This window comes from Microbacterium sp. 77mftsu3.1, assembly GCF_900100525.1.
GTDB classification, from domain to species: Bacteria; Actinomycetota; Actinomycetes; order Actinomycetales; family Microbacteriaceae; genus Microbacterium; species Microbacterium aquilitoris.
Genome location: NZ_FNCR01000006.1, coordinates 259,290 through 281,922 on the forward strand (window position 1 = coordinate 259,290; position 22,633 = coordinate 281,922).

Annotated in this window: 27 protein-coding genes; 24 read left to right on the forward strand and 3 right to left on the reverse strand. The window is 68.1% G+C overall.

Annotation, left to right across the window (positions count from 1 at the left end):
- Positions 1-46: 46 nt before the first annotated feature.
- Positions 47-427 carry a hypothetical protein gene (locus BLR68_RS16335; RefSeq protein ID WP_018186145.1) on the forward strand — a complete coding sequence of 127 codons (381 nt, stop codon included), beginning with the start codon at positions 47-49 and terminating at the stop codon, positions 425-427.
- A gap of 1 nt (position 428) precedes the next feature.
- Here BLR68_RS16335 and BLR68_RS17785 read toward each other — a convergent pair whose 3' ends face one another.
- Together BLR68_RS17785 and BLR68_RS16340 are read right to left on the reverse strand one after the other, a co-directional pair.
- Positions 429-671: a hypothetical protein gene (locus tag BLR68_RS17785; RefSeq protein ID WP_143015815.1), complete on the reverse strand. Its 243-nt coding sequence runs from the start codon at positions 669-671 to the stop codon at positions 429-431.
- A gap of 221 nt (positions 672-892) precedes the next feature.
- On the reverse strand, positions 893-1,864 hold the full coding sequence (locus BLR68_RS16340; RefSeq protein WP_018186147.1) for a restriction endonuclease: 972 nt from the start codon (positions 1,862-1,864) through the stop codon (positions 893-895).
- 99 nt (positions 1,865-1,963) lie between these two features.
- On the opposite strand from BLR68_RS16340, the gene nrdE reads away from it, so the two are divergent.
- From nrdE to BLR68_RS16355, 3 genes are all read left to right on the forward strand, one after another.
- Positions 1,964-4,132, forward strand: a complete 2,169-nt coding sequence (gene nrdE, locus BLR68_RS16345; protein WP_018186148.1) for a class 1b ribonucleoside-diphosphate reductase subunit alpha — start codon at positions 1,964-1,966, stop codon at positions 4,130-4,132.
- Positions 4,133-4,370: 238 nt separating this feature from the next.
- Entirely contained in the window at positions 4,371-4,925 is a 555-nt protein-coding gene (locus BLR68_RS16350; RefSeq protein ID WP_018186149.1) for a hypothetical protein, read from the forward strand.
- Positions 4,926-5,298: 373 nt separating this feature from the next.
- Positions 5,299-6,234 carry a ParB N-terminal domain-containing protein gene (locus BLR68_RS16355; RefSeq protein ID WP_018186150.1) on the forward strand — a complete coding sequence of 312 codons (936 nt, stop codon included), beginning with the start codon at positions 5,299-5,301 and terminating at the stop codon, positions 6,232-6,234.
- A gap of 63 nt (positions 6,235-6,297) precedes the next feature.
- On the opposite strand, the gene BLR68_RS16360 is transcribed toward BLR68_RS16355, so the two are convergent.
- Positions 6,298-7,230, reverse strand: a complete 933-nt coding sequence (locus BLR68_RS16360) for a hypothetical protein (RefSeq protein ID WP_018186151.1) — start codon at positions 7,228-7,230, stop codon at positions 6,298-6,300.
- A 114-nt stretch (positions 7,231-7,344) separates the two neighbouring features.
- Between BLR68_RS16360 and BLR68_RS16365 the strand changes: the two genes are divergently transcribed.
- From BLR68_RS16365 to BLR68_RS16450, 20 genes are all read left to right on the forward strand, one after another.
- The gene (locus BLR68_RS16365; protein WP_018186152.1) at positions 7,345-8,169 is read left to right on the forward strand and encodes a hypothetical protein; all 825 of its coding nucleotides are present in this window, start codon (positions 7,345-7,347) and stop codon (positions 8,167-8,169) included.
- A 92-nt stretch (positions 8,170-8,261) separates the two neighbouring features.
- The gene (locus tag BLR68_RS18045) at positions 8,262-8,429 is read left to right on the forward strand and encodes a hypothetical protein (RefSeq protein ID WP_155904704.1); all 168 of its coding nucleotides are present in this window, start codon (positions 8,262-8,264) and stop codon (positions 8,427-8,429) included.
- Between the two features lie 26 nt (positions 8,430-8,455).
- Entirely contained in the window at positions 8,456-8,752 is a 297-nt protein-coding gene (locus BLR68_RS16370; RefSeq protein ID WP_143015816.1) for a hypothetical protein, read from the forward strand.
- Positions 8,753-8,772: 20 nt separating this feature from the next.
- A complete protein-coding gene (locus tag BLR68_RS16375; protein ID WP_018186154.1) occupies positions 8,773-9,246 on the forward strand; it encodes a hypothetical protein in 474 nt (157 codons plus the stop codon).
- A gap of 123 nt (positions 9,247-9,369) precedes the next feature.
- Complete coding sequence (locus tag BLR68_RS16380; RefSeq protein WP_026302794.1) at positions 9,370-10,737, forward strand: M23 family metallopeptidase; 1,368 nt, start codon at positions 9,370-9,372, stop codon at positions 10,735-10,737.
- 72 nt (positions 10,738-10,809) lie between these two features.
- On the forward strand, positions 10,810-11,022 hold the full coding sequence (locus BLR68_RS16385; protein WP_018186155.1) for a hypothetical protein: 213 nt from the start codon (positions 10,810-10,812) through the stop codon (positions 11,020-11,022).
- A 27-nt stretch (positions 11,023-11,049) separates the two neighbouring features.
- Positions 11,050-11,457, forward strand: a complete 408-nt coding sequence (locus BLR68_RS16390; RefSeq protein ID WP_018186156.1) for a hypothetical protein — start codon at positions 11,050-11,052, stop codon at positions 11,455-11,457.
- A 59-nt stretch (positions 11,458-11,516) separates the two neighbouring features.
- Positions 11,517-12,698 carry a hypothetical protein gene (locus BLR68_RS16395; protein WP_143015817.1) on the forward strand — a complete coding sequence of 394 codons (1,182 nt, stop codon included), beginning with the start codon at positions 11,517-11,519 and terminating at the stop codon, positions 12,696-12,698.
- A gap of 79 nt (positions 12,699-12,777) precedes the next feature.
- Positions 12,778-13,317 (forward strand): hypothetical protein, encoded by a 540-nt coding sequence (locus BLR68_RS16400; protein ID WP_018186158.1) that lies wholly within the window; start codon positions 12,778-12,780, stop codon positions 13,315-13,317.
- A 2-nt stretch (positions 13,318-13,319) separates the two neighbouring features.
- On the forward strand, positions 13,320-13,652 hold the full coding sequence (locus BLR68_RS16405) for a hypothetical protein (RefSeq protein ID WP_026302795.1): 333 nt from the start codon (positions 13,320-13,322) through the stop codon (positions 13,650-13,652).
- Positions 13,653-13,680: 28 nt separating this feature from the next.
- A complete protein-coding gene (locus tag BLR68_RS16410; protein ID WP_026302796.1) occupies positions 13,681-14,124 on the forward strand; it encodes a hypothetical protein in 444 nt (147 codons plus the stop codon).
- A 56-nt stretch (positions 14,125-14,180) separates the two neighbouring features.
- Complete coding sequence (locus tag BLR68_RS16415; protein ID WP_018186161.1) at positions 14,181-14,636, forward strand: hypothetical protein; 456 nt, start codon at positions 14,181-14,183, stop codon at positions 14,634-14,636.
- 94 nt (positions 14,637-14,730) lie between these two features.
- Positions 14,731-15,924 (forward strand): metallophosphoesterase family protein, encoded by a 1,194-nt coding sequence (locus BLR68_RS16420; RefSeq protein WP_018186162.1) that lies wholly within the window; start codon positions 14,731-14,733, stop codon positions 15,922-15,924.
- Entirely contained in the window at positions 15,921-16,826 is a 906-nt protein-coding gene (locus tag BLR68_RS16425) for a hypothetical protein (RefSeq protein WP_018186163.1), read from the forward strand. Before BLR68_RS16420 ends, BLR68_RS16425 begins: the two co-directional genes overlap by 4 nt.
- Positions 16,823-17,287: a hypothetical protein gene (locus BLR68_RS16430; RefSeq protein WP_018186164.1), complete on the forward strand. Its 465-nt coding sequence runs from the start codon at positions 16,823-16,825 to the stop codon at positions 17,285-17,287. Before BLR68_RS16425 ends, BLR68_RS16430 begins: the two co-directional genes overlap by 4 nt.
- A 13-nt stretch (positions 17,288-17,300) precedes the next feature.
- A complete protein-coding gene (locus BLR68_RS18050; RefSeq protein WP_018186165.1) occupies positions 17,301-17,453 on the forward strand; it encodes a hypothetical protein in 153 nt (50 codons plus the stop codon).
- Complete coding sequence (locus BLR68_RS16435) at positions 17,450-19,864, forward strand: AAA family ATPase (RefSeq protein WP_018186166.1); 2,415 nt, start codon at positions 17,450-17,452, stop codon at positions 19,862-19,864. The genes BLR68_RS18050 and BLR68_RS16435 overlap by 4 nt, the downstream gene beginning before the upstream one ends.
- Positions 19,865-19,878: 14 nt before the next feature.
- Positions 19,879-20,121: a hypothetical protein gene (locus BLR68_RS16440; protein WP_018186167.1), complete on the forward strand. Its 243-nt coding sequence runs from the start codon at positions 19,879-19,881 to the stop codon at positions 20,119-20,121.
- 125 nt (positions 20,122-20,246) lie between these two features.
- Complete coding sequence (locus BLR68_RS16445; protein ID WP_081626424.1) at positions 20,247-21,779, forward strand: SH3 domain-containing protein; 1,533 nt, start codon at positions 20,247-20,249, stop codon at positions 21,777-21,779.
- 55 nt (positions 21,780-21,834) lie between these two features.
- The coding region (locus tag BLR68_RS16450; RefSeq protein WP_091362315.1) for a hypothetical protein at positions 21,835-22,633 on the forward strand (799 nt) is incomplete at its 3' end.

Below are 22,633 nucleotides of genomic sequence, written 5' to 3' on the forward strand. Positions count from 1 at the left end.
CGGCAGCCACCTGCCGGGCCCTTCGTCGTGCCGCAGGGTAACGGCCGTGACCGACATCGACATCTCCGACATCGTGACCGGCGACCGCGTCCGGTTCCACCCCGACACGGACCCCCGGAAGTGGTGGCACGTCATCGGGCGCGATGAGGAACACATCGTCGCTGTCCGGCAAGCCCCGTTCCAGCCTCGCGGGCACATCGAGTACACCGTCACCGGGACCCTCGATCACGCCTACAACGGGCAGGGCCCAGGTCTCGTGCGCTCGTCCCTCAACACCCTCGGCGGTGGGTTCAACCTCGAAGGCCGCCTCGAAGAGGGCGCGCAGGAGATCCTCCACGAGCTGGCCACCGGTCGGCACGAGCTGTCGATGCGCCGCGTCATCGGCGTCACCTCCATCGAGGTGAAGGGCCGCACCCTTACCGCCTGACTCAGCGAACCGGAAGCACCGCGCAGTCAGACTCGTCCTCGCCGATGAAGACGGACTCGACCGACGTCTCCCAACCCGAGTACCGGCCTGCGCTCGCGAGCTCGTGCTCGACCTTCGCCACAAACGACGACACCGCGGACCCCACGTGCGGGAGGAACGGCCCGTAGAGCACGGTTCGGGTCGTCCCGCCTGTCTCGACGAGATCAACCCTCACGACGACGGAATGAGCGGTCCGAGTAGTCACAGGTGGCCTTTCTGGCCGGCGTCGCCGGTCCAGGACCACTATCGCAGACGGGGCGGACACACGAAGGGCCCCGTCTCCGGGGCCGATCGGCTAGGTGCGGGAGTCCTCACGGAGTCCTGCGGGCGGCCCCCGGTAGCCGCAGCACATGACCGGGGGCGCGCACACCTGGAGGGCCGAAGCCGACGCGGCGCGCGTTGCCACCTGTTACCCTGCGGCGCAGGTCACAGCCCAGCGCTCACAGCACGCTCCGCGCGGCTTCCCACCGGGGAGAGCGTCCCGCCGGCGGCGTCGTAGACGAACAGCGCCATCCCCACGCTCGCGGCGAACGCAGCCGCCCCGGAGGTGTAGCCGCTGCTCGTGAAGAACAGCGGCTTGCGGCCATCCGCGCCCGCAACGCCCGCGAGCTCGCGAACGGCGGCGACATCGACAGCATGGCCAGGGCCATAGTTCTTCACCTGAGCTATGTAGTTCAGCGCTGCCACATCGACACCGCCATCAGCGCTGAAGCGGGTTACCTCCGCCTCAAAGGCTCCGAGGTACAGCATCCACTGCTGGACGAGGTGCTCCGCGCCCTCATGACTCACGCCGAAAGGCTGCGGCGCTGGGGCAGGGCCAAGAGGACGCCACGGGCTCGTACGAGCTGACGGGTCGTAGGAGCGGGCCGCCTGCCGGCGCCGCTCGATACCCGCGTGAGCCGCGGTGACCACAGCCTCACGCACTGTCACCGTCCGCTCCTCGTACCGCTTCGTCATCCGCTTCAGGTTCGACTGCCCCGCGATGAGGCACCCCACCATGACGAGGAAGGAGATCGTCCCGAAGGTGGAGGTCCAGGGGGCTTTCCCCACGGTGGAGAGGACGGCGATGGACACGCACAACCCTCCCGCTATCCAGAACTCGTACATGTGCACCGCCCCCTTCCGGGGGCCAAGAATCCGGACCGCTCGGGCCTCAGCGAACTCGTCGAGGTCAGGCTCGATCGCATCCACCGGAGCCCACGGGTTCGGGTACTCCGCAGCGAACCGCTCACCTGCAAGCTCAGCTGCGGCGAGATGAACCTGGTCCTCGACAGAGCGGGCCGAGCGGGCAGTAGATGAGACCATCCACGAATCGTATGGGGTACCGCCGACGAGCCGCACGCGCGCATAGACAGGCGACACGCCGTCACGCGCGGACGCCCCGGCGCCCGCGTACATGACGACTACCCCCTCCGGCCCCTCTCACCGCGGCACCGCCACTTCGGCGTCCCCCGCGACCCCTGGCGCCGGCACCACCACGACAAGAACGGATGCTGCATGACTGCCGCTTTCGGAGCCGCCGCGCTCCCCACCTACCGGAACAACCCGCGCTACGAGGGGCTGGACTACCACGCCCTCAACGCGATGCTGAACCTCTACGGCCCGGACGGTGAGATCCAGTTCGACGCCGACAAGGCCGCCGCCCGCTCCTACTTCCTGGACCACGTCAACCAGAACACCGTCTACTTCCACTCGCTCGAGGAGAAGCTCGACTACCTGTTCGAGAACGGCTACTACGAGCGTCCCGTCTTCGAGCAGTACGACGACGCGTTCGTGAAGGGCCTCTACAAGCAGGTCTACGGCCACCGCTTCCGGTTCGCGACCTTCCTCGGCGCGTTCAAGGCGTACACCTCGTACGTCCTCAAGACCTTCGACGGCAAGCGCTACCTCGAGCGCTGGGAGGACCGCGTCACCGCCACCGCCCTCTACCTCGCCCGCGGTGACGAGAAGCTCGCCACCCGCCTCGCAGACGAGATCATCCTCGGCCGCTTCCAGCCGGCGACCCCCACCATCCTCAACGCCGCCAAGGCCCAGCGAGGCGAGCTCGTCTCCTGCTTCCTGCTCCGCGTCGAGGACAACATGGAGTCGATCGCCCGCGGCATCAACTCTGCCCTCCAGCTGTCCAAGCGCGGCGGCGGCGTCGCCCTGAACCTCACCAACCTCCGTGAGGCAGGCGCCCCCATCAAGCAGATCGAGAACCAGTCGTCGGGCATCATCCCCGTCATGAAGCTCCTCGAAGACAGCTTCTCCTACGCGAACCAGCTCGGAGCGCGTCAGGGCGCCGGCGCGGTGTACCTCAACGCCCACCACCCCGACATCATGAAGTTCCTCGACACCAAGCGCGAGAACGCCGACGAGAAGATCCGCATCAAGACGCTGTCGCTGGGCATCGTCGTCCCGAACATCACGTTCGAGCTCGCCCGCTCCGGAGAGGACATGTACCTGTTCTCGCCGTACGACGTCGAGAAGGTCTACGGCGTGCCCTTCGGCGACATCTCCGTCACCGACAAGTACCGCGAGATGGTCGACGACGCCCGCATCAAGAAGACCAAGATCAACGCGCGCGAGTTCTTCCAGACCCTCGCCGAGATCCAGTTCGAGTCCGGCTACCCGTACATCGTCTTCGAGGACACCGTCAACGCAGCCAACCCCATCGACGGTCGCATCAACATGTCCAACCTCTGCTCCGAAATCCTCCAGGTGAACACCCCGTCCACCTACCGAGACGACCTCGGCTACGAGGTCATCGGCAAGGACATCTCCTGCAACCTCGGCTCGCTGAACATCGCCCACGCGATCGCCGGCGGCGACCTCGGCGGCACCATCGAAGCAGCCATCCGCGCGCTCACCGCCGTGTCGGACCTCTCCGACATCTCCGCTGTCCCCTCCATCGCCAACGGCAACGCGAAGAGCCACGCCATCGGCCTCGGCCAGATGAACCTGCACGGTTTCCTCGGCCAGGAGCGGATCCACTACGACTCGGCGGAGGCCGTGGACTTCACCTCCGCGTACTTCGCCGCCGTCGCCTTCCACGCCATCCGCGCGTCGAACCTCATCGCCATCGAGCGCGGGGAGACCTTCGACGGCTTCGAGCGCTCGGCCTACGCCGACGGGACGTTCTTCGACAAGTACGTCACCCGCTCGTGGGCCCCGGCCACCGAGACGGTCACGGCGCTGTTCGCGAAGTACGAGCTGACAGTGCCGACCGTCGCCGACTGGGCCGCCCTCCGCGATTCCGTCATCGAGCACGGCATCTACAACCAGAACCTCCAGGCCATCCCGCCCACCGGTTCCATCTCGTACATCAACAACGCCACGAGCTCCATCCACCCGGTCGCCTCGCCCATCGAGATCCGCAAGGAAGGCAAGCTCGGCCGCGTCTACTACCCGGCCCCCGGCCTCGGCCAGGACAACCTCGCGTACTTCCGCGACGCGTACGAGATCGGCCCCGAGGCCATCATCGACGTCTACGCAGCCGCGACCGAGCACGTGGACCAGGGCCTGTCGCTGACGCTGTTCTTCCCGGACACCGCCACCACCCGCGACGTCAACAAGGCCCAGATCTACGCCTGGAAGAAGGGCATCAAGTCGCTCTACTACATCCGCATCCGCCAGCTCGCGCTCGAGGGAACGGAAAGCGACGGTTGCGTCAGCTGCGCGCTTTGACCCGCTGAACACGAAGGCCCCGGCATCCGCCGGGGCCTTCGTCGTTGCGCGCGGGAATATCGGCGGCGCGCATAGCGTTCCAGACACTATCGGGCGCGTGCACGCCCTCCTCTGATGTCTCGGACCGCGCTCCGAAGCAGACGAAGACAAGGTCCACCGGATCGCACTTACCACTCACAGCGTCACGCTCATCCCAGCGTCGATCGCTGCGCGGAGCTGTCGACCAGAAGGAACAACCGTGACCACCAACGCCCGCCGTAAGGCTGACGCGCACCGTTTCGCACTCGCCAACGGAGTGAACTACACCACCGCCCTCCGCCAGATCGACGAGGGCTACCGCTACCCCATGGACCGAGCCGCCGAGCGCTACTACCGGAACGGGTCAATCGCTGGTCCCGAGGACCAGCGTCGCCTTCGGTCGCGACTCGACCTCGTCACCGACCCGCGGACCACGCCCGAAGAATTGCACGAGCACCTCGTGCGCGGCGCCCGTGACATCGACGTGCGCGACACCGCCGCGCTCCGTCCCGACCTCTTGACCGAGACGATCGACTTCCTGCTGAGGGAGCAGGTCACGCAGCTCGCCGCTCTCGCCCGGCAGCAGAACGCCAGCTCGAAGGCGCTGCACAAGATCGCGAACAACAGCCAGGTGTCGAACGAGACATTGGTCGGCATGCTGACCCACCCCAACGCCGACGAGAAGCTCCTGAAGAAGCTCTCCAAGATCGTCGCCCGCCCCGACGTCCGCGCGGCCGCGCGAGCTGTACTGGCGGACACCTCGGCCGCTGGCTGACCCGCAAGCTGAACACGAAGGCCCCGGCTTCCGCCGGGGCTTTCGTCGTTGCGCATAGGCCGAGCGCGTGAGCACTCCGCCTCCGCTGTCTCGACCGAAAGGGTCACGATGCCCGACCAGGACCTTCACGCTGCCCACGGGCTCTGCTTCGAAGAGGACTCCGCCTGGTGGTGGGATTCCGGTGTCCCCTGCGAGCGACCGGAGTGGCATCGCCCCTGATGGCACCGGCGACCGCCGGCGACATCTGAGACGAGGCACAATCGGCTTGTAGGGTTCCACAGTCTTCAAGCTCGCGTGCACCGATCAGGTCATCCCGCTCTCTGAGCAAGTAGAGGCACAGGAAGCGCCTCCCTCAGACACAAAGGACAGACCCATGACGTACGTGATGCCCGACTTCACCGACTTCCTCAACGACCGCACGCCCTACATCGAAGGCCTGACCGAGCGGGGCAACGTCTTCCGCGTCGAGGTCGTCCAGATGGACCCTGAGCGTGCGGAGCGGATCCTCGACGGGAACACCCGCAACCGCAGCCTGAAGCACGACCGGCAGAAGAACTACGCCGGCCAGATGCGAGAGGGCATCTGGTACGTCGATGGGAACACCATCTGCATCGACCGTGACGGTGTGCTCCTCGACGGGCAGCACCGACTCCGCGGAATCGTCGAATCCGGTACGACCCAGACCGTCATCCTTGTCACGGGGCTCGAGCCGCAGGCCATGAACTCGATCGACACCGGCGCATCCCGCACCCTCGGCGACCTGCTCAAGCTCAGCATCCCCGATATGAAGCACGAAGCTAAGCTCGGCGCGCTCTCCCGCGTCCTGTACATCCGAAGCCTAGGCGAGGACCTCCCGACCTCATTCGCGACGTCCGCGTCCGCGATCGCACAGGACCACCGGGTCACGAACGCGAAGATCATCGACTTCTACGCCCGCCAGCGCATCATCATCGACCGACTGTTCAAGGCCGGCGAGTCCGTCCGCCGCGCTCGCCCCACGTGGCGTGGCTTCTCGTCGCGCACCATCTCGGTCGTGCGGGCAGAGTTTGAAGCGCTCGACTACGACGACGCCGACTTCTTCTTCGAGCGACTCAAGGACGGAGCTGGGCTCGAAGTGAACAGCCCCATCATGGCGCTCATCCGCTACGGTGACCGCCTCGCAACGTCCCGCGACTCCAGCCCGAGCTCGCAGGTGTGGGCAGCGATGCTCGTCAAGGCGTGGAACGCCTACCGAGAGGGACGTCCGGTCCACAACCTCTCGTTCCGTGCGGGAGGCGCGAGCCCCGAAACGTTCCCCACCCCGGTCTGATCCACCCGCGCCATCGACAGCGAATGCCCCCGGCGTGACGCCGGGGGCATTCGCTCGTGCGGGCTACTTCACGGCCGGCATCTCGTCCGGGTGGTGCCCACCCGGGTTGAACTTCAGGGTCGTCACCTTCTTGCCTTCTCGGTAGGCGTTCCAGGCCTTGATGAACTTGCCCTGCATGACGGCGAACTTGTCGGAGCCATCCTCCATCCGCTTCGCCAGGACATCCCGCATCGCGAGGATCGGGGAGCCCTTCTCGAGGCCGACACCATCCGCGAGACGGTCGAAGAACTCCTCGCGGTCACGCTTGCCGTTCTCGTCCGTGTGGTGGTCCACGAAGTAGCAGAACGCGCCCAGGAAGCGGGCGGGCAGCCCCTTGCCGATGCGGGAGTACAGGGCCGAGCCGAGCTTGGCGTAGTCCTGGAAGATGGGGTTGGCGGCGAGGTAGTCGAGGAACTCGGCGTCGGTGATGTGGTTCATGCTACGGCCGTAGTCCCAGCTGGGCTGGAACTTCCCGTCGGCGCTGCGTGCGCCCGGGCCGTCCACCATCCAGAGGGTCTTCACCATCGGGGCGAGGATGGTCGCGTACGAGATCTCGTGCTGGCGGAGGTACTCGGAGAAGGAACGCGGCTTCGCGTTGGGGATGAGCACCGCCATCTTGTCGCACCCGGTGACGATGATGAGGTCCATCGTGACGCCCGTCTCGACGATGGCGTTCAGACGGTGCTGACCGTCGGTGAGAGCACCCTCAGTGGAGATGCCGATCGCATTCGAGGTGCGGGTGTTGTACTTCCCCCCTTCGATCTGGCGGACCATCGTGTTGACGTTCGTGCGGCTGAGCTGGCGGTTTGAGGTGTTCAGGGCAAGGAGCGCCATTGCGACCTCACGGTTGACGGTGATGACCTGGGGCCGGTAGGCCGAGAAGTCCAGTCCAAGATCCGAGGCCCACTTCGGGGTCTTCACTTTGCGGGCGGTGGCGGTGGCAGTGGCGGTGTTCATCAGGGCGGTCCTTCGAGTTGTTGGGTCGGTGTTCTACCCCCACATGCGCGGTCTCTATCGCCCTGGTGATCCACGCGTCTCACGTCCCCGACGGTGTGGCGCATAGGCCGCGACATGACCAATGCACTCTCCGCCCACCTGTCCGCCCCCGACCGCTACGCCGCGACCATCGACTCCGCGACCGCAGCCTCGTACCTCGCCACGCAGAAGCCCGCGTCCCGAGTGCGAGTCGCGCGCGTCGACCAGTACGCCGACGCGATGACCGCCGGCAAGTGGGTCGCCGAAGTCGCGACCCTGACCTTCGATGAGCAGGGCGCGCTCGTCGACGGCGCCAGCGTCCTGCGTGCCATCATTCAGTCGGACACCGCAGTCACCGTCACCGTCGCGACGGGCGTCCCGATCGCCACGGCACAGTACGTGGGCATCGGCCGCGGGCACAGCCTCGCCGACCGCATCCGCGCGGAGTTCACCTACCCGGAGCTCGTCGCAGGCATCGTCAATCTCGAACTCGCCAATCAGGCGGGTATCGACGTCGTGAACACCCCGCGCAAGGCGTACGTCCCCACAGGCACCGACTACGCCCTCGCCAACCAGCCCGCGCTGGAGGCGGCCTCCGTCCGAGCGAGCCGCATCATCTCCCGCGTGCGCGGCATTCTGCCCCGCCACCTGGCATGGGTGCTCTACCGCGCTACCGCCATCGACGCCGCAGACGCCTCCACCTTCTTCAATCGGCTCGAGGATGGCGTACTCCTCGAAACCGGTAGCCCTGTGCTCCAGCTGACGCAGTACCTCGGCCGGGTTCAGCGGCCCCGCGAGCAGCAGCGCAAGACGATCGGCATGCTCATCAAGGCCTGGAACCTCTACCGGGACGGCTCGCGAGCGAAGCTGACGTTCAAGGCCGGGGGCGCGGAGCCTGAGGACATCCCCGCGATCCGCTGACCACGACGGCGCGAGTTTTACGGGGCCCTGCACTGTGCAGGGCCCCGTAAAACTATCCGGAAACTCCCGCCCGTTTCCGCAGGGTACGGGGCATGCCACAAGCACATCCCACCCCTCCCGCCACGACCGCCATCCCGGTTAAGGACTCCAAGAGCGGCCGCCGCCGCGGTCTCGCGAAGCGACGCGACGCGATCGCCGAGCACTACCCGCACCGAGACACGCCCGTCTCCCTGCTGCAGCGCCCACCCGGCCTGTTCTGAACCCGGCCGCGAGCGTGCAGTCAGCCGTGCAGCATGTGTACGGGATATCGCTCACCCAGGACAACGCCGCCGCACTCCGGTACCCGAGCGCGCCGCCGGAGGAAGGTGCCCCGAAGACGTACGGGTCGTTCGAAACCATCAATGACGGCGAGTGGGTCCGCATCATCCTCGCCTGGGACGGCGAGGAGCTGTCCCTCGCCTACGCGGATGCCACAGGCCTCCCCGGCGACGAGCTCGAGCGCGCCACCCGCGAGGAGCCCCGTCCCACGCCGACACCGACACCTCGGCACACGTCCCTCGAGGACACCCTCGTCACCCCGTGACGCTGACGCATAGGGCCGACATGAACACGCTTCTCTCCGCGGCCGCGACGCCGCTCCCTGACTTCATCGCCGGCAACGAGCAGATGGTCGGCCTCGTCGCGTTCGGCACGGCTGTCGGCTCCTTCACTGGCCTCGGCCTGATCCTGTGGGCCTTCTTCGCGAAGACCCCACGTCTGAGCGTCCTCATCCTCGGCCTGGTGGTCACCGTGCTCACCATCGGCATGACGGGCAGCGACGCGGCCAAGCCGATCAACCGCTCCGGCCTCGCCGCGGATGCCGTCGAGAAGACCTACGGGGTAACCATCCCCGACAGCGCCGCGTACGACCTGCGCTACCCGAGGGTCACCCCGGACGAGGGTGTCGCCGAGCAGTTCGGCGTCACCAGCGCCCTCATCGACGGGCAGTGGGTGAAGGTCACCCTCGTCTGGGACGGGGAGCAGATGGTGCTCGCCGAGGCGGACGTCGACGGCCTGCCCCTCGCGCCCCTTCGCTAACGCGCACTGCACGAAGCCCCCGAGCCGATACTCGGGGGCTTCGTCGTGCATAGAGCGAGGCGCATAGGGCTCCGGCAGCCCTCACCCCCGAGGGCTGTTTCCGATCAACCCCCCTGGAGCACCATGAAGTTCCGTTCCCGGTCCGCGCTGGCCATCGCTGCGGCGTTGGCCGTCAGCCTCGGCGGCCTCGCCCCGCCGGCATCCGCCGCCACCAACGACATCCCGAACGCCACCCGGTTCGTCACCCCCATCGCGGTGAAGACCTACAACCTGACCTCCTACTACGGCCCCCGGTGCATGCCGCTCGCCGGTGGACAGACCACCCACTCCGGTGCCGACCTCGCCACCAACGGCGGAGACCCCATCTACGCGATCGCCGACGGCAAGGTCGTCGAGACCAAGCACGGCACGGACTCCATCAACGGGAAGATCAGCGTCCAGCACCGCATCGGCGGCAAGACGTTCACCTCCAAGTACGTCCACATGTGGAAGGCCGACACTCACGTGAAGGTCGGCCAGACCGTGAAGGCTGGACAGCGCATCAGCTCCGTCGGCACGAGCGGCTCCTCCACCGGCAACCACCTCCACCTCGAGATGTGGGAGGGGTCGAGAATGATCGACCCGACCCCGTTCCTCAAGGCCCGCGGCGTGGACATCGTGAAGAACGCCCGCGCAGTCACCGCGAAGAAGGCACCCGCCACCTGCACGTACTACACAACCGGTGCCGTCAACCTCCGGAAGGGCCCGTCCACCTCCACCGACACCCTCTGGAAGATGCCGAAAGGTACCCCGGTCACCCACGTCCCTGGGAGGATCGAGAACTCGTTCATCCCCGTGAAGGCCGGGTCCACGTCGGGGTGGGTCGCCAACTGGCTCGTCACGCCGAACCGCCCTGCCGTCGTCGTGCCGGCCGTCCCTCCGAAGGCCGAGCCGAAGCCGGTCCCCGCGCCCGCCCCGTCGCCGGCTCCCGCACCCGCGGGTGGGAACGCGAAGCCCATCCCGCCGGCCCCCGCGAAGCCCGCACCGAAGCCGAAGCCCGCCCCGGTAAAGACGACGCCCGCTCCCGCGGCGACGTACAAGACCACCGCAGCGCTGAATCTCCGGACGGACGCGAAGACTTCAGCGAAACGGATCCTCACCATTCCCAGGGGCAAGTCCGTCGGGAAGTTCCAGGCGACCAAGGGCGACTGGGCGAAGGTCACCTACGCCGGGAAGACCGGCTGGGCCCACAAGGGCTGGCTGACCAAGGTCAGTGCCGCGCCCGCCAAGGCACCGGCGAAAGCCCCCGCCAAGGCAACCGCGAAGCCCACCTACGTCGTCACCGGAGCGGTCAACCTCCGCACCGGCCCCGCCGTGAAGAACAAGTGGCTGGCCACCATCCCCAAGGGTCAGGTCCTCGCTGCCCCGACCGCGAAGAGCGGCGCGTGGTGGAAGGTCACCTACAAGGGGAAGACCGGCTGGTCCCACTCGAGCTACATCAAGAAGCGCTGACCCGCGAACTTGCTCGACCCGCAGCGCCCCGTGATGTCTCCGTCACGGGGCGCTGCCGCGCATAGGGGGACCATGACTCAGGCCGAGACGAACTCGCACGCCAGCCTCATCCAGGACGAGATCGCCAACGCCCTCATCGGGGCGACCGACGACGGCGCCTATCTCGGCTACGCGCAGGTCCGCGAGGCCGAGAACGGTCAGCTCGTCGCGGACGTCTACACCGACGAAGGTGACATCATCGCCACCTACCCGCTCGCCATCGTCGTCGGCGACCGCATCGGCTGACCGGGCGCTCTCGCGCATAGGGGGCACATGGACACCTCCTACGCAACCGCCAAAACGGACCTCGACGCGCTCGCCCACATCCGGGCGTTCGCCATCCAGCACGACCACCTCGCCGACATCGCGGCCCTGTCCGCCGACATGCAGCGCGACCTCCTCGCAGGCGTCGAGAACGTCATCGACGTCGCACGCCTGGCCATCGGGGAGGACGGCGGACATCGCTTCGCCGCCAGCCCCATCGACCCGCAGGGCAACATGGTCGTCATCATCGGCGACCGCAAGCTCGGCATCCGCCGCACCGGCGACGCCGACCCGGACAACCGGTTCGACCTCCTCATCACGCAGGAAGACGGCTTCTTCCTCGCGAAGGACCCCATCCGCGTCAACACCGCCGGCGACCTCTACACCGAGGCATCCGTCTGGGCGCAGGCGGCCTGACGATGACCACCGCGGTCACTGTCTACGAGCAGGACAGGCCGCGCGACAGAGGCCCGGTCGTGATCCGTCCCGACCGGGCCGAAGTGCGCGCAGCCATCGTCGCCGACGACCTCTCCTTCCACCGTGTGTGGTGGCGACGGAAGTGGGTGCTCTTCTACGACGAGCCCCGCACACTCGAGAACGCGCGCCCCTGGACCCACCACGTCCCCGCGGCCTTCCACGTCCTCCCCATCCTGCTCGCCGGCGGGCTCTGGGCCCTCGGCACCGCCTGGTGGCCGGTCGCGATCGCCATGAGCGTGGTCGCCGCCATCTACCTCACGACGGTCATCGCCGCCGAAGCACGGTTCGCGAAGTGGACCCGAGGGCACGACTCGAAGGTGCTCCTAGAAGCGTTCCTCCCGCCGCGCGCCCACCACCCGCTGTTCGAGTCGTCCAGCGCCGCGCAGCTTGCCACCAGCGAGCTCGCTGGAAGCCAAGCGGTCATCGAGGACTACGCTCGCTCCCACGGCGCACACCTACGCGGCTACCGGAAGTACGGCACCCCCGGCTACGTCCGCATCAGCGCGCTCGCCGGTACGCTCGACCCGCTCCTTCGCGCCATCGACGCGGCCGCATCGTTCCGCCAGATCAACGAAGGGTGGGGGAGCGAGAAGGACTGGGATGCCGCCTTCACCGCCGCATCCAGCGAGCCCGGGCGAACCAAGTGGCTCCGCAAGGTCGTCCCCACCGCCGGGGACAAAGAAGCCACGCGGTACGAAGCCCTCGCATACGCCGTCACCGACACTCTCCGCGCCCTCACCAAGGACACCGAGACGATGCCCGCCGCGGCCGCCATCGAGCGACTGCAGCCCGCCCCGGAACCCACTCCTGCGCTGGCAAAGGCCCCAACGACAGTCGAGTCGTACGGCGGAGGCGGAGGCCCGTTCGTCGTGATTGGTTCTACAGCCCTCGGCATCATGGCCCTCGGCATCATCGTCGCCTCCGTAGGCGTGCTCGCCGTACCCGGTCTGGTCAAGGCCGCCCAGGGCGCCGACGTCAGCGCCGGCCTCCACAACTACTGCGTCGTCGAAGCCATCGACAAGGTGCAAGGCGACCACACCCTCGTCAACACCAGCTGCGGCACCATCCGCGTCCCGAACGTGCTCGCCGGCCAGCTCATCCCGAGCGAGAAGTACGACGTCGAAGTGCACGAGCTCGAAGGCGAGAAGATCGCCATCCCGCTCAACCTCCACGAGAGGTGAGAAGTGAGTCCCGCGGCGCCGCCGCGGGACTCACTTCTTCGCGACCATACGATGCGAGCGCACCGCGCATGGAGAGAGCATGAAGCTTGCCGACCTGAAACTCGACACCGTCTACGTCGACCACGACGAGCGCCCGCTCGTGCTGCTGTCGCTCGACAAGGTGAAAGCCGGGGCCCCGCTCTCGTGGCACGGACCCGCGACCATCGAGGATGCTGGCCCTGGCGCCCGCAGCTGGGGTGCCCTCGTGCTCCGGGCCGACGGGATATCCGCACGGCAGACCGGAATCGACGCGCTCCTGGACGCCGCTCGGCCCCTCCTCGCTCACCGCCCCGAGGTGATCACGCGGATTGGCAGCTTCACGATGGAGATCGTCCCGCTCCGCCTCATCATCCGCGACTGGGACGACCACCTCATCGCCAAGCAGATGGAAGCGGAACGCCGCGCCGCTGCTGAGAAAGCGAAGCGACGCGAGCGCTCCGAGCGCGCCGCCCTCATCGCCCGCATCGAAGGTCTTCTCCCGGATGGCGTGACCATCAAGGCCTACGACACCCATGACCACACCCAGGTCAAACTCACCGACCTCCTCACCATCCTCGAATCCCGCGCTCCGAAGGAATGAACATGCCCCTCTCCGAAGCCACCATCGACCTGCTCGCCCTCCGCGAGGTGTTCCGCTCGCCCGGTGGCCTGTATTTCAAGCTCATCGACGGGGAGCTCATCGTCTGGCAGGAGCAGATGGATGCCCTGCTTGCCGCCGAAGGGATGAGCCAGCTGGGGCGTGTCGAGTTCCTGCGCGCCGCCAACACGTTCACCGTCGAGGGTAGGGAGCGTGCGCGGAAGGTGTTCCCCGGGACGCCCGAGAGGTTCAATGAGCTTCTAGTCGCGTCCACGTTCCTTCGGCCCCGCGACCTCATCCGCGAGAGCGTGCGGAAACAGTACGCCACCGCCGCGTGACGGCTCGATGACCCCGTACGCTCGACGGGTGACCCCGAGGACCGAGCGCTACTTCCAGCTCGGTTTCGCGATCATCTTCGGGCTCGCCGCGCTCGCAGGCATCATGCTCGCTGCCGAGTACTGGAAGACGTGCTGGCAGGGTGATGACTTCTGGGCCTGCTACTGGACCCAGGAACCGGACGCAGTCTCCGCAGCCATGTGGGCGCCCGGCGCCATCGTCCTGGTCTTCGGCGTCGCCGCCCTCGCCCTCCTGCCCGGATGGCGACCCATCATGATGCTCGCAGCGGGCCTCGTCGCGATGTCACGCGTCGCCGACCCCGGATTCTTCTGGCAGGGGTGGGACACCGCCATGGTGGTGCCCGGAACCGGCGTCATTTCGCACATCCTGGTGCTCGTCGCTGCCGTCGTGTTCGCGACGCCCGTGCATAGGACACCGGTGCGCATAGAGCGGGAGCCAGTCCGCATCCTCTGAGCAACGCCCGAGGTGGGGCTGGCTTTTCCTTGCCCAGCTCCACCCCGGAAGTTCTCATGCCCATCAGTACCCCCACCCGTCCCCGCGGCCGTGTCGCCGCGGCCCTCACCGCCGCCGGCGTCGCGATCGCCCTCTCGCTGATCACCGCCCCGGCCGCCAACGCCAGCAGCACGACGTGCGCACCCTCGGCCGCCTCCGGCGTCTGCGGTCAGATCGTCAACACCGGCGTGGTGTCCTTCACCATCGCCACCCACTACGTCAGCGCCTCCTCGGCCACCGGGACGAAGGTCACCCTCGCCGGCGGCCAGAGCTCCACCGCCTACAAGACCAGCGACGGCAAGGTGCGGGACTGGGACGCGTTCTACGTCCCCGCCAACGGCTGCGCGAAGGTCATCGGCGGGCCCGCCGGCATCACCACGTACACGATCGACCGACGCTCCCGCGTCGGCATGTGGTCCAAGCTCGACAACTACGGCGGCCGCATCGGACTGAAGATCCAGGCCTGCCCGTAACCGCAGACACACGAAGGCCCCGAGGACACCTCGGGGCCTTCGTCGTACCCGCCCGGTGACGCACCCGCGGGACCGCACCGCGCATGGAAGACGTATGGCGAACGCGACCTTCATGCACACCGGTGACGAGCACATCGACTCCGACGTCCACGGCACGATCAACCCGCGCACGGGACGCAACACCGCGTGGGAGGCGAACTACGCCACCATCCGCCACCTCGCCGAGCAGGCCGTCGAGCAGGGAGTGGACGCGTTCATCTCCTCCGGCGACGAGTTCAAGACCGGACGCCCCTCCCAGGAAGCCGTCCTCATGCTCGCCGACGCGTACACACCGCTCGCCGAAGCGGGCATCCCCGTCCTGTTCCTCGACGGGAACCACAACCGCATCGGCGTCACCAGCGGCCACCGCTCCGCCATCTGGACCCTCGCCGAGATGATCCGCGCCCGCGGGGGAGAGGCAACGGCGTCAGCGACACCGGAGCTCGTCACCGTCGGCGGCATCCAGGTCGCCACGCTCCCGTGGCTGAACGGCAACGCCATCCTCGGCGCCCACGAGTACACCCCCGCCGAAGCGGACCGCCTCGTCGCGAAGTGGGCTCAGGATGAGCTCGAACGCCTCGCCGGGACCGCGGACGCCAGCATGCCCCTCATCATGGCCGGGCACGTCACCGTCGCCCGCACCGCCGCACCCGAGGACGGCACCCGCCGAGGGTCGGAGAAGGAACTGACCCACCTGTTCAGCGAACCCATCCTCGACGCCTCCTACCTCGAGACCCTCCCGTTCGCCTACGGGGCACTCGGGCACATCCACACCCCGCAGGTCGTCGGCAGCCGCGGCATCTACCACTACGCCGGATCCCCGAACCGCCTCACCTTCACCGACGAGCCCGACACGAAGGGCGGGAACCTTGTCAGCCTCACCGGGGACGCGATGACCGTCGAGCAGGTGGCCACGCCCGCCCGCACCCTCCGCACCATCGACCTCGGCACTGACCACGACCTCGACGCCATCGAGGAAGGCGCCCTCGTCCGCATCATCCTCGCCCCGGGCGAGATCGACCTGCACCCCGACCTTCGCCGCCAGGTGAAGGCCACCGGCGCACACCTCGTCGAGACGAAGGCCCGCCCCGTCGAACGCGCGTACGTCGAACGGCCCGCCCTCCCGCAGACCGTCGACGCTGACACCGCCCTTCGCACCTGGGCGAAGAACTACTCGCTGATGGACGCCGACACCCTCGTCGCCGCCGCATCCAAGCTCGCCCTCAAGCAGACGGAGATGACCCGATGACCGGTGGAAAGTTCGACGTCTGCTGGGTCATCGGTGAGGACGACAGAGTCCACATCGACTACGAGGAGCCCAGCTACTACGCCGCCGTTCAGGTGCCAACCATCGAGGTTCCGACACTCATCCATGCTCTCAGCGCGTTCCTCCGCGAGACCTGCGGCCCCGGGAAGGCGGACGCGGAGACGGGTGACTTCATCGCGAGCAACGGCCTCCGCGTCACCCAGGATGCCGTCGGTGGCGTCGGAGTCACCTGGGCAGCACCGCAGAACGCCGGATGGACGCTCCACGACACCCAAGAGACCGCCGCGCTCCGCGAGTACTTCCTCTCCCAGCTGTTCACCGACGACGCGCTCCGCGCCATGGTCAGCGAGGTGTACGGACCGCACGAGCCCGCCGACTGGGAGCTGGGCAACGTCCGCTCCGCCGTCCTCGCCGCGCTCGCCGTCCCCGCGCCCGCGGTCGGTGACAAGACGGTCGTCACGGTCCCGGCGCGTATCGAGTACGGGTACCGCCGGGAGGACGTCCACGGGCGTGACCTCGGAGTCATGGACACCAGCCGCACGCCCGATCGCTGGCTCGACCACATGGGCACCCCGTACAGCCGCCTCGTCGTCGAAGGACGCGTGGGGGAGTGGCAGGAGGAAGAGGATGCCGTGATCTACCTCGAGCGGGATTCCCGCCCGTGGCTCCGTCCCGGCGCCGACCCCACTTCGCGCCCCGCCGAGAACCGCTCCGAGAGCGACGAAGGCGGGTGGGAGTTCTCACCTCGCCCCGGATACGACGACGACATGGAGGCGTACGGGTTCCTCTACGCCGACTGCGGTCGCACCGGCAAGCACTGGCCGCACGGCGCGATCACCGCCCCTGGCGTCGCGGCGTCGTACTGCGATGGGGTGCCGCGGTGACCCTCGAAGCTGACCCCACCGCCGACATCAAAGTCGGTAGCCGCTGGCGCCGGTACGGCGAGGGCGGCGGCGGCGACATCGTCATTACGGGCATCGCCTCCCCATGGGAAGTCGAGTGGACCGCGCTCGAAAGCGTCGCCTCCATCTGGGACGAACCCGCCCACGGCACCATGCAGGCCTTCACGCTCCGGGACGGGTTCTACCCGATCGCGGTGGGGCAACCCGCCGAGATCCGCATCGGGCCGTGGACGGCTTACCCCGAGCAGAGCGACGACGGTCCGTACGTGCAGCTCAGCTACGGGCGCAGCGACACCGCCGGCGTCCGCGACGGCGTCGTGCACTTCGAGTGTGACGTGACCGAGATCGACAGCCTCATCACCACACTGCAGCGCGTGAAGCGTCTCGCGCGCGAAGTCACACCGCGCATGGAGGAGACGACCCCCACCACCGGGGGCAACTGACCTCGGAGGACCCATGAGCGACACCGGCACGAAGCCGACGTTCCGCGACATCATCGCGGCCCTGCTGCTGGGCCTGGCCATCAAGATCGGCCGTGACCACTTCATGGAGCACCTCATGGCCCTCCCCGGCGACGCCCGCGCACGACTGCAGGAGAAGACCCGATGAAGATCCAGTCCATCACCGTCGAAGGCCTCTGGTCCTACCGTGAGTCCGTCCGCGTCGACATCGCCGGGCTCCCTCTCCTGGTCGCCGTCGGCCACAACGGGTCGGGCAAGTCCGCCCTCGTCGTGTCCGCCGTCATCGCCGGGCTCTACGCGAAGTTCCCCACCCGCACCCTCCAGGAGTCCATCACCGTCGGCAAGGACGCCGGTGACGTCATCGTCGAGTTCACCGTGAACGACGTCCTCTACCGCGTCAGCCGGCACTTCCCCCGCAAGGGCAACTCCACCGCCTCCCTCTGGCAGAACGTCGGCCAGGGCTGGGAGCCGGTCACCGAAGGCAAGCTCACCGGCGCCGTCAACGCCAAGGTCATCGAACTCATCGGCATGGACTACGACACCGCCGTCATGACCTGGATCGCTGAGCAGGGCAAGTACGGGCAGTTCGCCAGCGCCCCGGCCCCGGCCCGCTTCAAGATGCTCGCGAACGTCTTCGACCTCGCGAAGTTCGGCCCCCTTCATACAGCCGCGAAGAAGCAGCTCGCCGAGCACGTCACCGCCGCCGAGCGCGCCGACGCCCGCGTCCAGGAACTCAACGACGACCTCATCGAGGACGACGCCCGCAACCGAGAAGGAATCGCCGCCCTCAGCGACACCGACCTCGACACCCGCGCAGACACCGCTCGTGGCGCGCTCGACGAAGCAGTCGCATCCCTCGCCGCCCACCAGCAGTCTGACCCGGCCCTCGCCGTCCAGACCGCTCAGCGCGCGTACGACGCTGTCCAGAGCGTCCGCCTCGAACGGCTCCGCATCGCCAACACGGAACTCACCGACCTGCGTGCCACGCGCGACGGGATCCCCGCCCGCCGTGACGCAGAGCTCGCCACGCTCACCGCCAACGCGGAGCGCGACACCCGGGCCGCCCGCACCTCCTACGAGGCCATCGCCCGTGAGACCGAAGCCCGCATCGCCGCAGCGAACGCACGGCTGCTCGTCCAGCGCGGCGCCGCGGAAACCCTGATCACCCTTGCCGCCGAACTCGACAACGCGCGCGCCGCCGCGGCCGTTGCCATCGAGATCGCAGGCAGCGCCGACGAGAACGTCGCCACCCACGCCTCCGTGGTCACCGATACCGCCGCGAACCTCCGCGACGCGACCGCCCGGGCAACCGAAGCGCGCGAAGTCCTCACGCAGCTCGCCCACGCTGGCGACTGCTACGCCTGCGGGCAGCACATCACCGACGCGCTCGCCGAAGCCCTCCGCGCCACCCAGAACGACGCCATCGCCACAGCCGACGCCGCGGAACGGGAAGCCCGGGACGCGCACGCGGTGGCAGAATCCGCCCTCCGTGATGCCAGTGACGACCACGCCCGTGCCCGGGCTGCAGTCGTCACTGCCGAGCGAGAGGTCACCCGCCTCCTCAACGGCCAGGTCACCCTCGAGAGCGAGGCGAAGCAGGTAGCCACCACCGAGGCGGAGATCACCTCCGCCCGTGAGTCCCTCGCTGGGCACGCCGCCCGCCTCGACCAGACGCTCGCGAGCATCACCGCGCAGGAGACCGAATCGAAGCAGGCCGTCACCGCCGCGGCAGAAGCCAACCTCGCTGACGTCACCACGCGCGGGAAGGCAGCCGCCGGGAAGGTCTCCGAGCTCCAGGTGCCCACCGCGGAAGAGAAGACGCTGAAGGCCGAATACGACGCTGCCGCCGCGATCGCAGCCTCGAACACCGGCCACGCCGAGACCACCGAACGTCTCACCGCTGCCCGCGACCAGGCACGCACCGACGTCGCCGCCTACGACGCTGAGCGCGGACGCCGCGCGGAGGTCGCCCGCCGCCAGGCCGACCGCGCCGCCCGCATCACCACAGCGAAGGCAGAGCTCGAAAGCGCGCAGGAGCAGGTCAGCGTGCACACCGAGCTCGTCGCCGCGTACTCACCGTCGGGCATCCCGTCGATGATTCTCGAGTCCGCCATCGAGGACCTCAACGACGCCATCAACGTCACCCTCACCGAACTGTCCGGCGGCGCGCTCACCGTCCGCCTGTCCACCACACGGGAGAAGACCGACGGGACGGGCGAGTCGAAGGTCACCGTCTACGTGGACACCCCCACCGGCCCCCGCTCCTACGACGCGCTCTCGGGCGGTCAGCGGTTCCGTGTGGACCTCGCCATCCGCACCGGCCTTGCCGCCATCGTCGCCCGCGGCACCGGCACCCCCATCGAGACGTTCATCCTCGACGAGGGTTGGGGAGCGCTGGACGAGGCCGGCATCCGCTCCACTCTCGAAGTGCTCGGGACGCTCAGCGAGCGACTGAACGTTCTCACCGTCAGCCACATCGACAGCGTCCGCGAGGCGTTCCCTGCCCGCATCGAAGTTTCCTCCCGCGAGGGGACCGCAGCGGCCACCGTCATCCGCTGACGCATAGGGCAGGCATGTCCACTGAATCGCCCGCAGCACCGTCCATCGCCGACGCCACCCCGACCGCGCTCACCGAGCTCACCCGCACCTACGACTTCGGTCACGGTGCGGAGGTGACCCTCGCCGACGTCGTCGAGCTCATCGTCCGGCCCAGCGGCTCCCACCGGGTTCGCACGGCCGACGGGAGGCTCCACTACGTCGCGAAGGGATGGCTGGCCATCCACATCGACGATGGCGGCAAGGGCTGGACGGTCTGACCGCCGCAGGGTGACATCGGGGTGCAACGCGCGCTTGTCTGCAGAAGCGGATTGGAAGGCGGGCCCCAGGTGTAGCCGCGGCAGCCTGGGGCTGCACCTCGCCACCACCTGCGCATAGGCCGCCTATGCACCCCCGAGCCATCCCCCGAGCCCTCCACCGCGTCACCATGGCGGCCGCCGCCATCGCGATCGCCCTGAGCGCTCTCGTCGCCGTCCCGCAGGCCTCCACCGCGGCCACCTTCCTCCCCGACCTTCCCGGGAGCATCGCCGACGGCGGGTACCTCATCAGCGACGCGGAGTTCTACCGCTCCGGATCTCTCACCGAAAAGCAGGTGCAGAGCTTCCTCGAGGCGCGCGTCCCAACCTGCAAGGCGAAAGCGGGGAGCCCTACCTGCCTCCGTTCGTTCACCGCGGACCTCCCCGCCAAGGCCGCCGACTCCTACTGCGCCGCGGTGAAGGGGATGAAGAAGGCGAAGGCGTCGACCATCATCACCACCATCGCGAAGGCGTGCGGTATCAACCCGAAGGTCATCCTCGTGATGCTCCAGAAGGAGCAGGGCCTGGTGACCTCCACCGCCCCCAGCGAGTGGTCCTATCGGTCCGCGCTCGGCATGAGCTGCCCCGACACCGCTCCCTGCTCGGCCGCCGCAGCCGGTTTCGTGAACCAGGTGTACAAGGGCACCCGGCAGCTGCAGGTGTACAAGAAGAGCCCCGGCTCGTTCCGCTACAAGGCCGGTCAGACGAACACCATCCAGTGGCACCCGTCCGCCGCCTGCGGCACCTCGCAGGTGCACATCAAGAACGTCGCCACCGCCAGCCTCTACAACTACACGCCCTACCGGCCGAGCGTTGCCGCCATCTCCGCCGGCTGGGGCGGCGCGGACTCGTGCTCCACGTACGGCAACCGGAACTTCGTGAACTACTACCGCTCGTGGTTCCTCCCCAAGGGGTCGCCCGCCGCCGCGCCGCTGAACCACTGCGCCTCCCCGGCAGCCCGCGACATCACGGCTGGCAGCTCGGTCCGCTACGTCGGGGCGGACGACGCGATCGCCCGAACCGCCCCGAACGCGAAGTGCACCACCGGAGGGGCCACGAAGGTGAAGGGCGAGAAGCTGTCCGTCATCGGCTCCTATGCCGGATGGCTCCGCGTGCCCGCCGGCAACAAGGTCGCATGGATCCCCGCATCCCAGACCACCACCGTCGCCCCGAAGCCCGCCCCCGCGACATCGACCTCGAAGCCGACCGTCAAACCCGCACCGAAGCCGGCCCCGAAGCCGACGGAGAAGGCGCTCAAGCCGTTCGCGCAGGTGACGGCGAAGAAGGTGGCTCTCAAGCAGGGCGCGTCCGGTTCATCCAAGACCGTCCTCACACTCGCCGCGGGCAAGAAGGTCACCGTCAGCGCCTCCAACGGGACCTGGCGGAAGGTCGCCTACGGGTCGAAGACCGGTTGGGTGTCAGCCAGCGCCCTGAAAGCACCCCTGGTGACGAAGAAGGTGACCACCGCGCTGAACCTTCGATCGACCGCGAGCACGAAGGGCAAGAAGCTCGCCACGATGCGTAAGGGGGCAACTGTCACCGTGCTCGGCAAGAGCGGCGCGTGGGTGAAGGTCAAGTATGGCTCGAAGACCGGCTGGGCTCACGGCAGCTACCTCCGCTGATCGCACTCGCTTCGCAGGGTAGTCGGCAGACCCGACCACCCTGCGAAGACATTCGATGGCCAATCCGTTCCTGGTGCTCGGCGGCATCGCCGTCGGCATCATCACCGCCGCATTCGGCGTGCTCGCCGTCCCCGGCTGGGTCGCTTCCGCTCAGGACGCCTCCACCGTCAACGACCTCAGCAGCATCCGCATCGCACAATCCGCAGCCGCCTCGCAGCACGGCACGTACTTCGACGACATCGCCGAGCTGACCGCCGGCGGGTCAGGTGTGGTCGCGACCTTGTCCCGCGGCACCGACCTCCTCGGGCTCGCCACCGACGGCGACAAGGCATGGTGCGCAGCCGCACAATCGGAATCCGGCGGGTTCTTCGCAGTCTCGGGCTCCGGCATCGACACCACCCGCCACGACGACGCTGCCCAGGCGATGACCGCCGCCGGTTGCCGGCGGGCAAGCGCCGACGCCATCCTCGATGACACGTACGGGACGCCCACGGAGGTGCGCCGGAACCTCGCCATCAACCCGCGAGGCGGGGTGTGGAAGTCATCGTGGGACCCGCGGTTCGGATTCACGAATGACCGCTGGGGCGACCGCGGCACCTACTCGATGGCCGACGGTTGGGTCCGCTTCACCGCGTCCTCGGGAACAAACAGCCACGGGTTCAGCCTCGCGTCCAACCCGGATACCCCAGCGAGCTACCCCGGCCAGACCGTCTCTGTGACACCAGGCACGGACTACGCCATCTCCCTCCGCGCTCGGATGAACGCTGGCACGACGACCCCTGACGGGAAGATCTGCTGGCGCTTCGCCGACGAGACGGGAACGTGGACGACCGCCCGTAGGTGCTCCACCGACG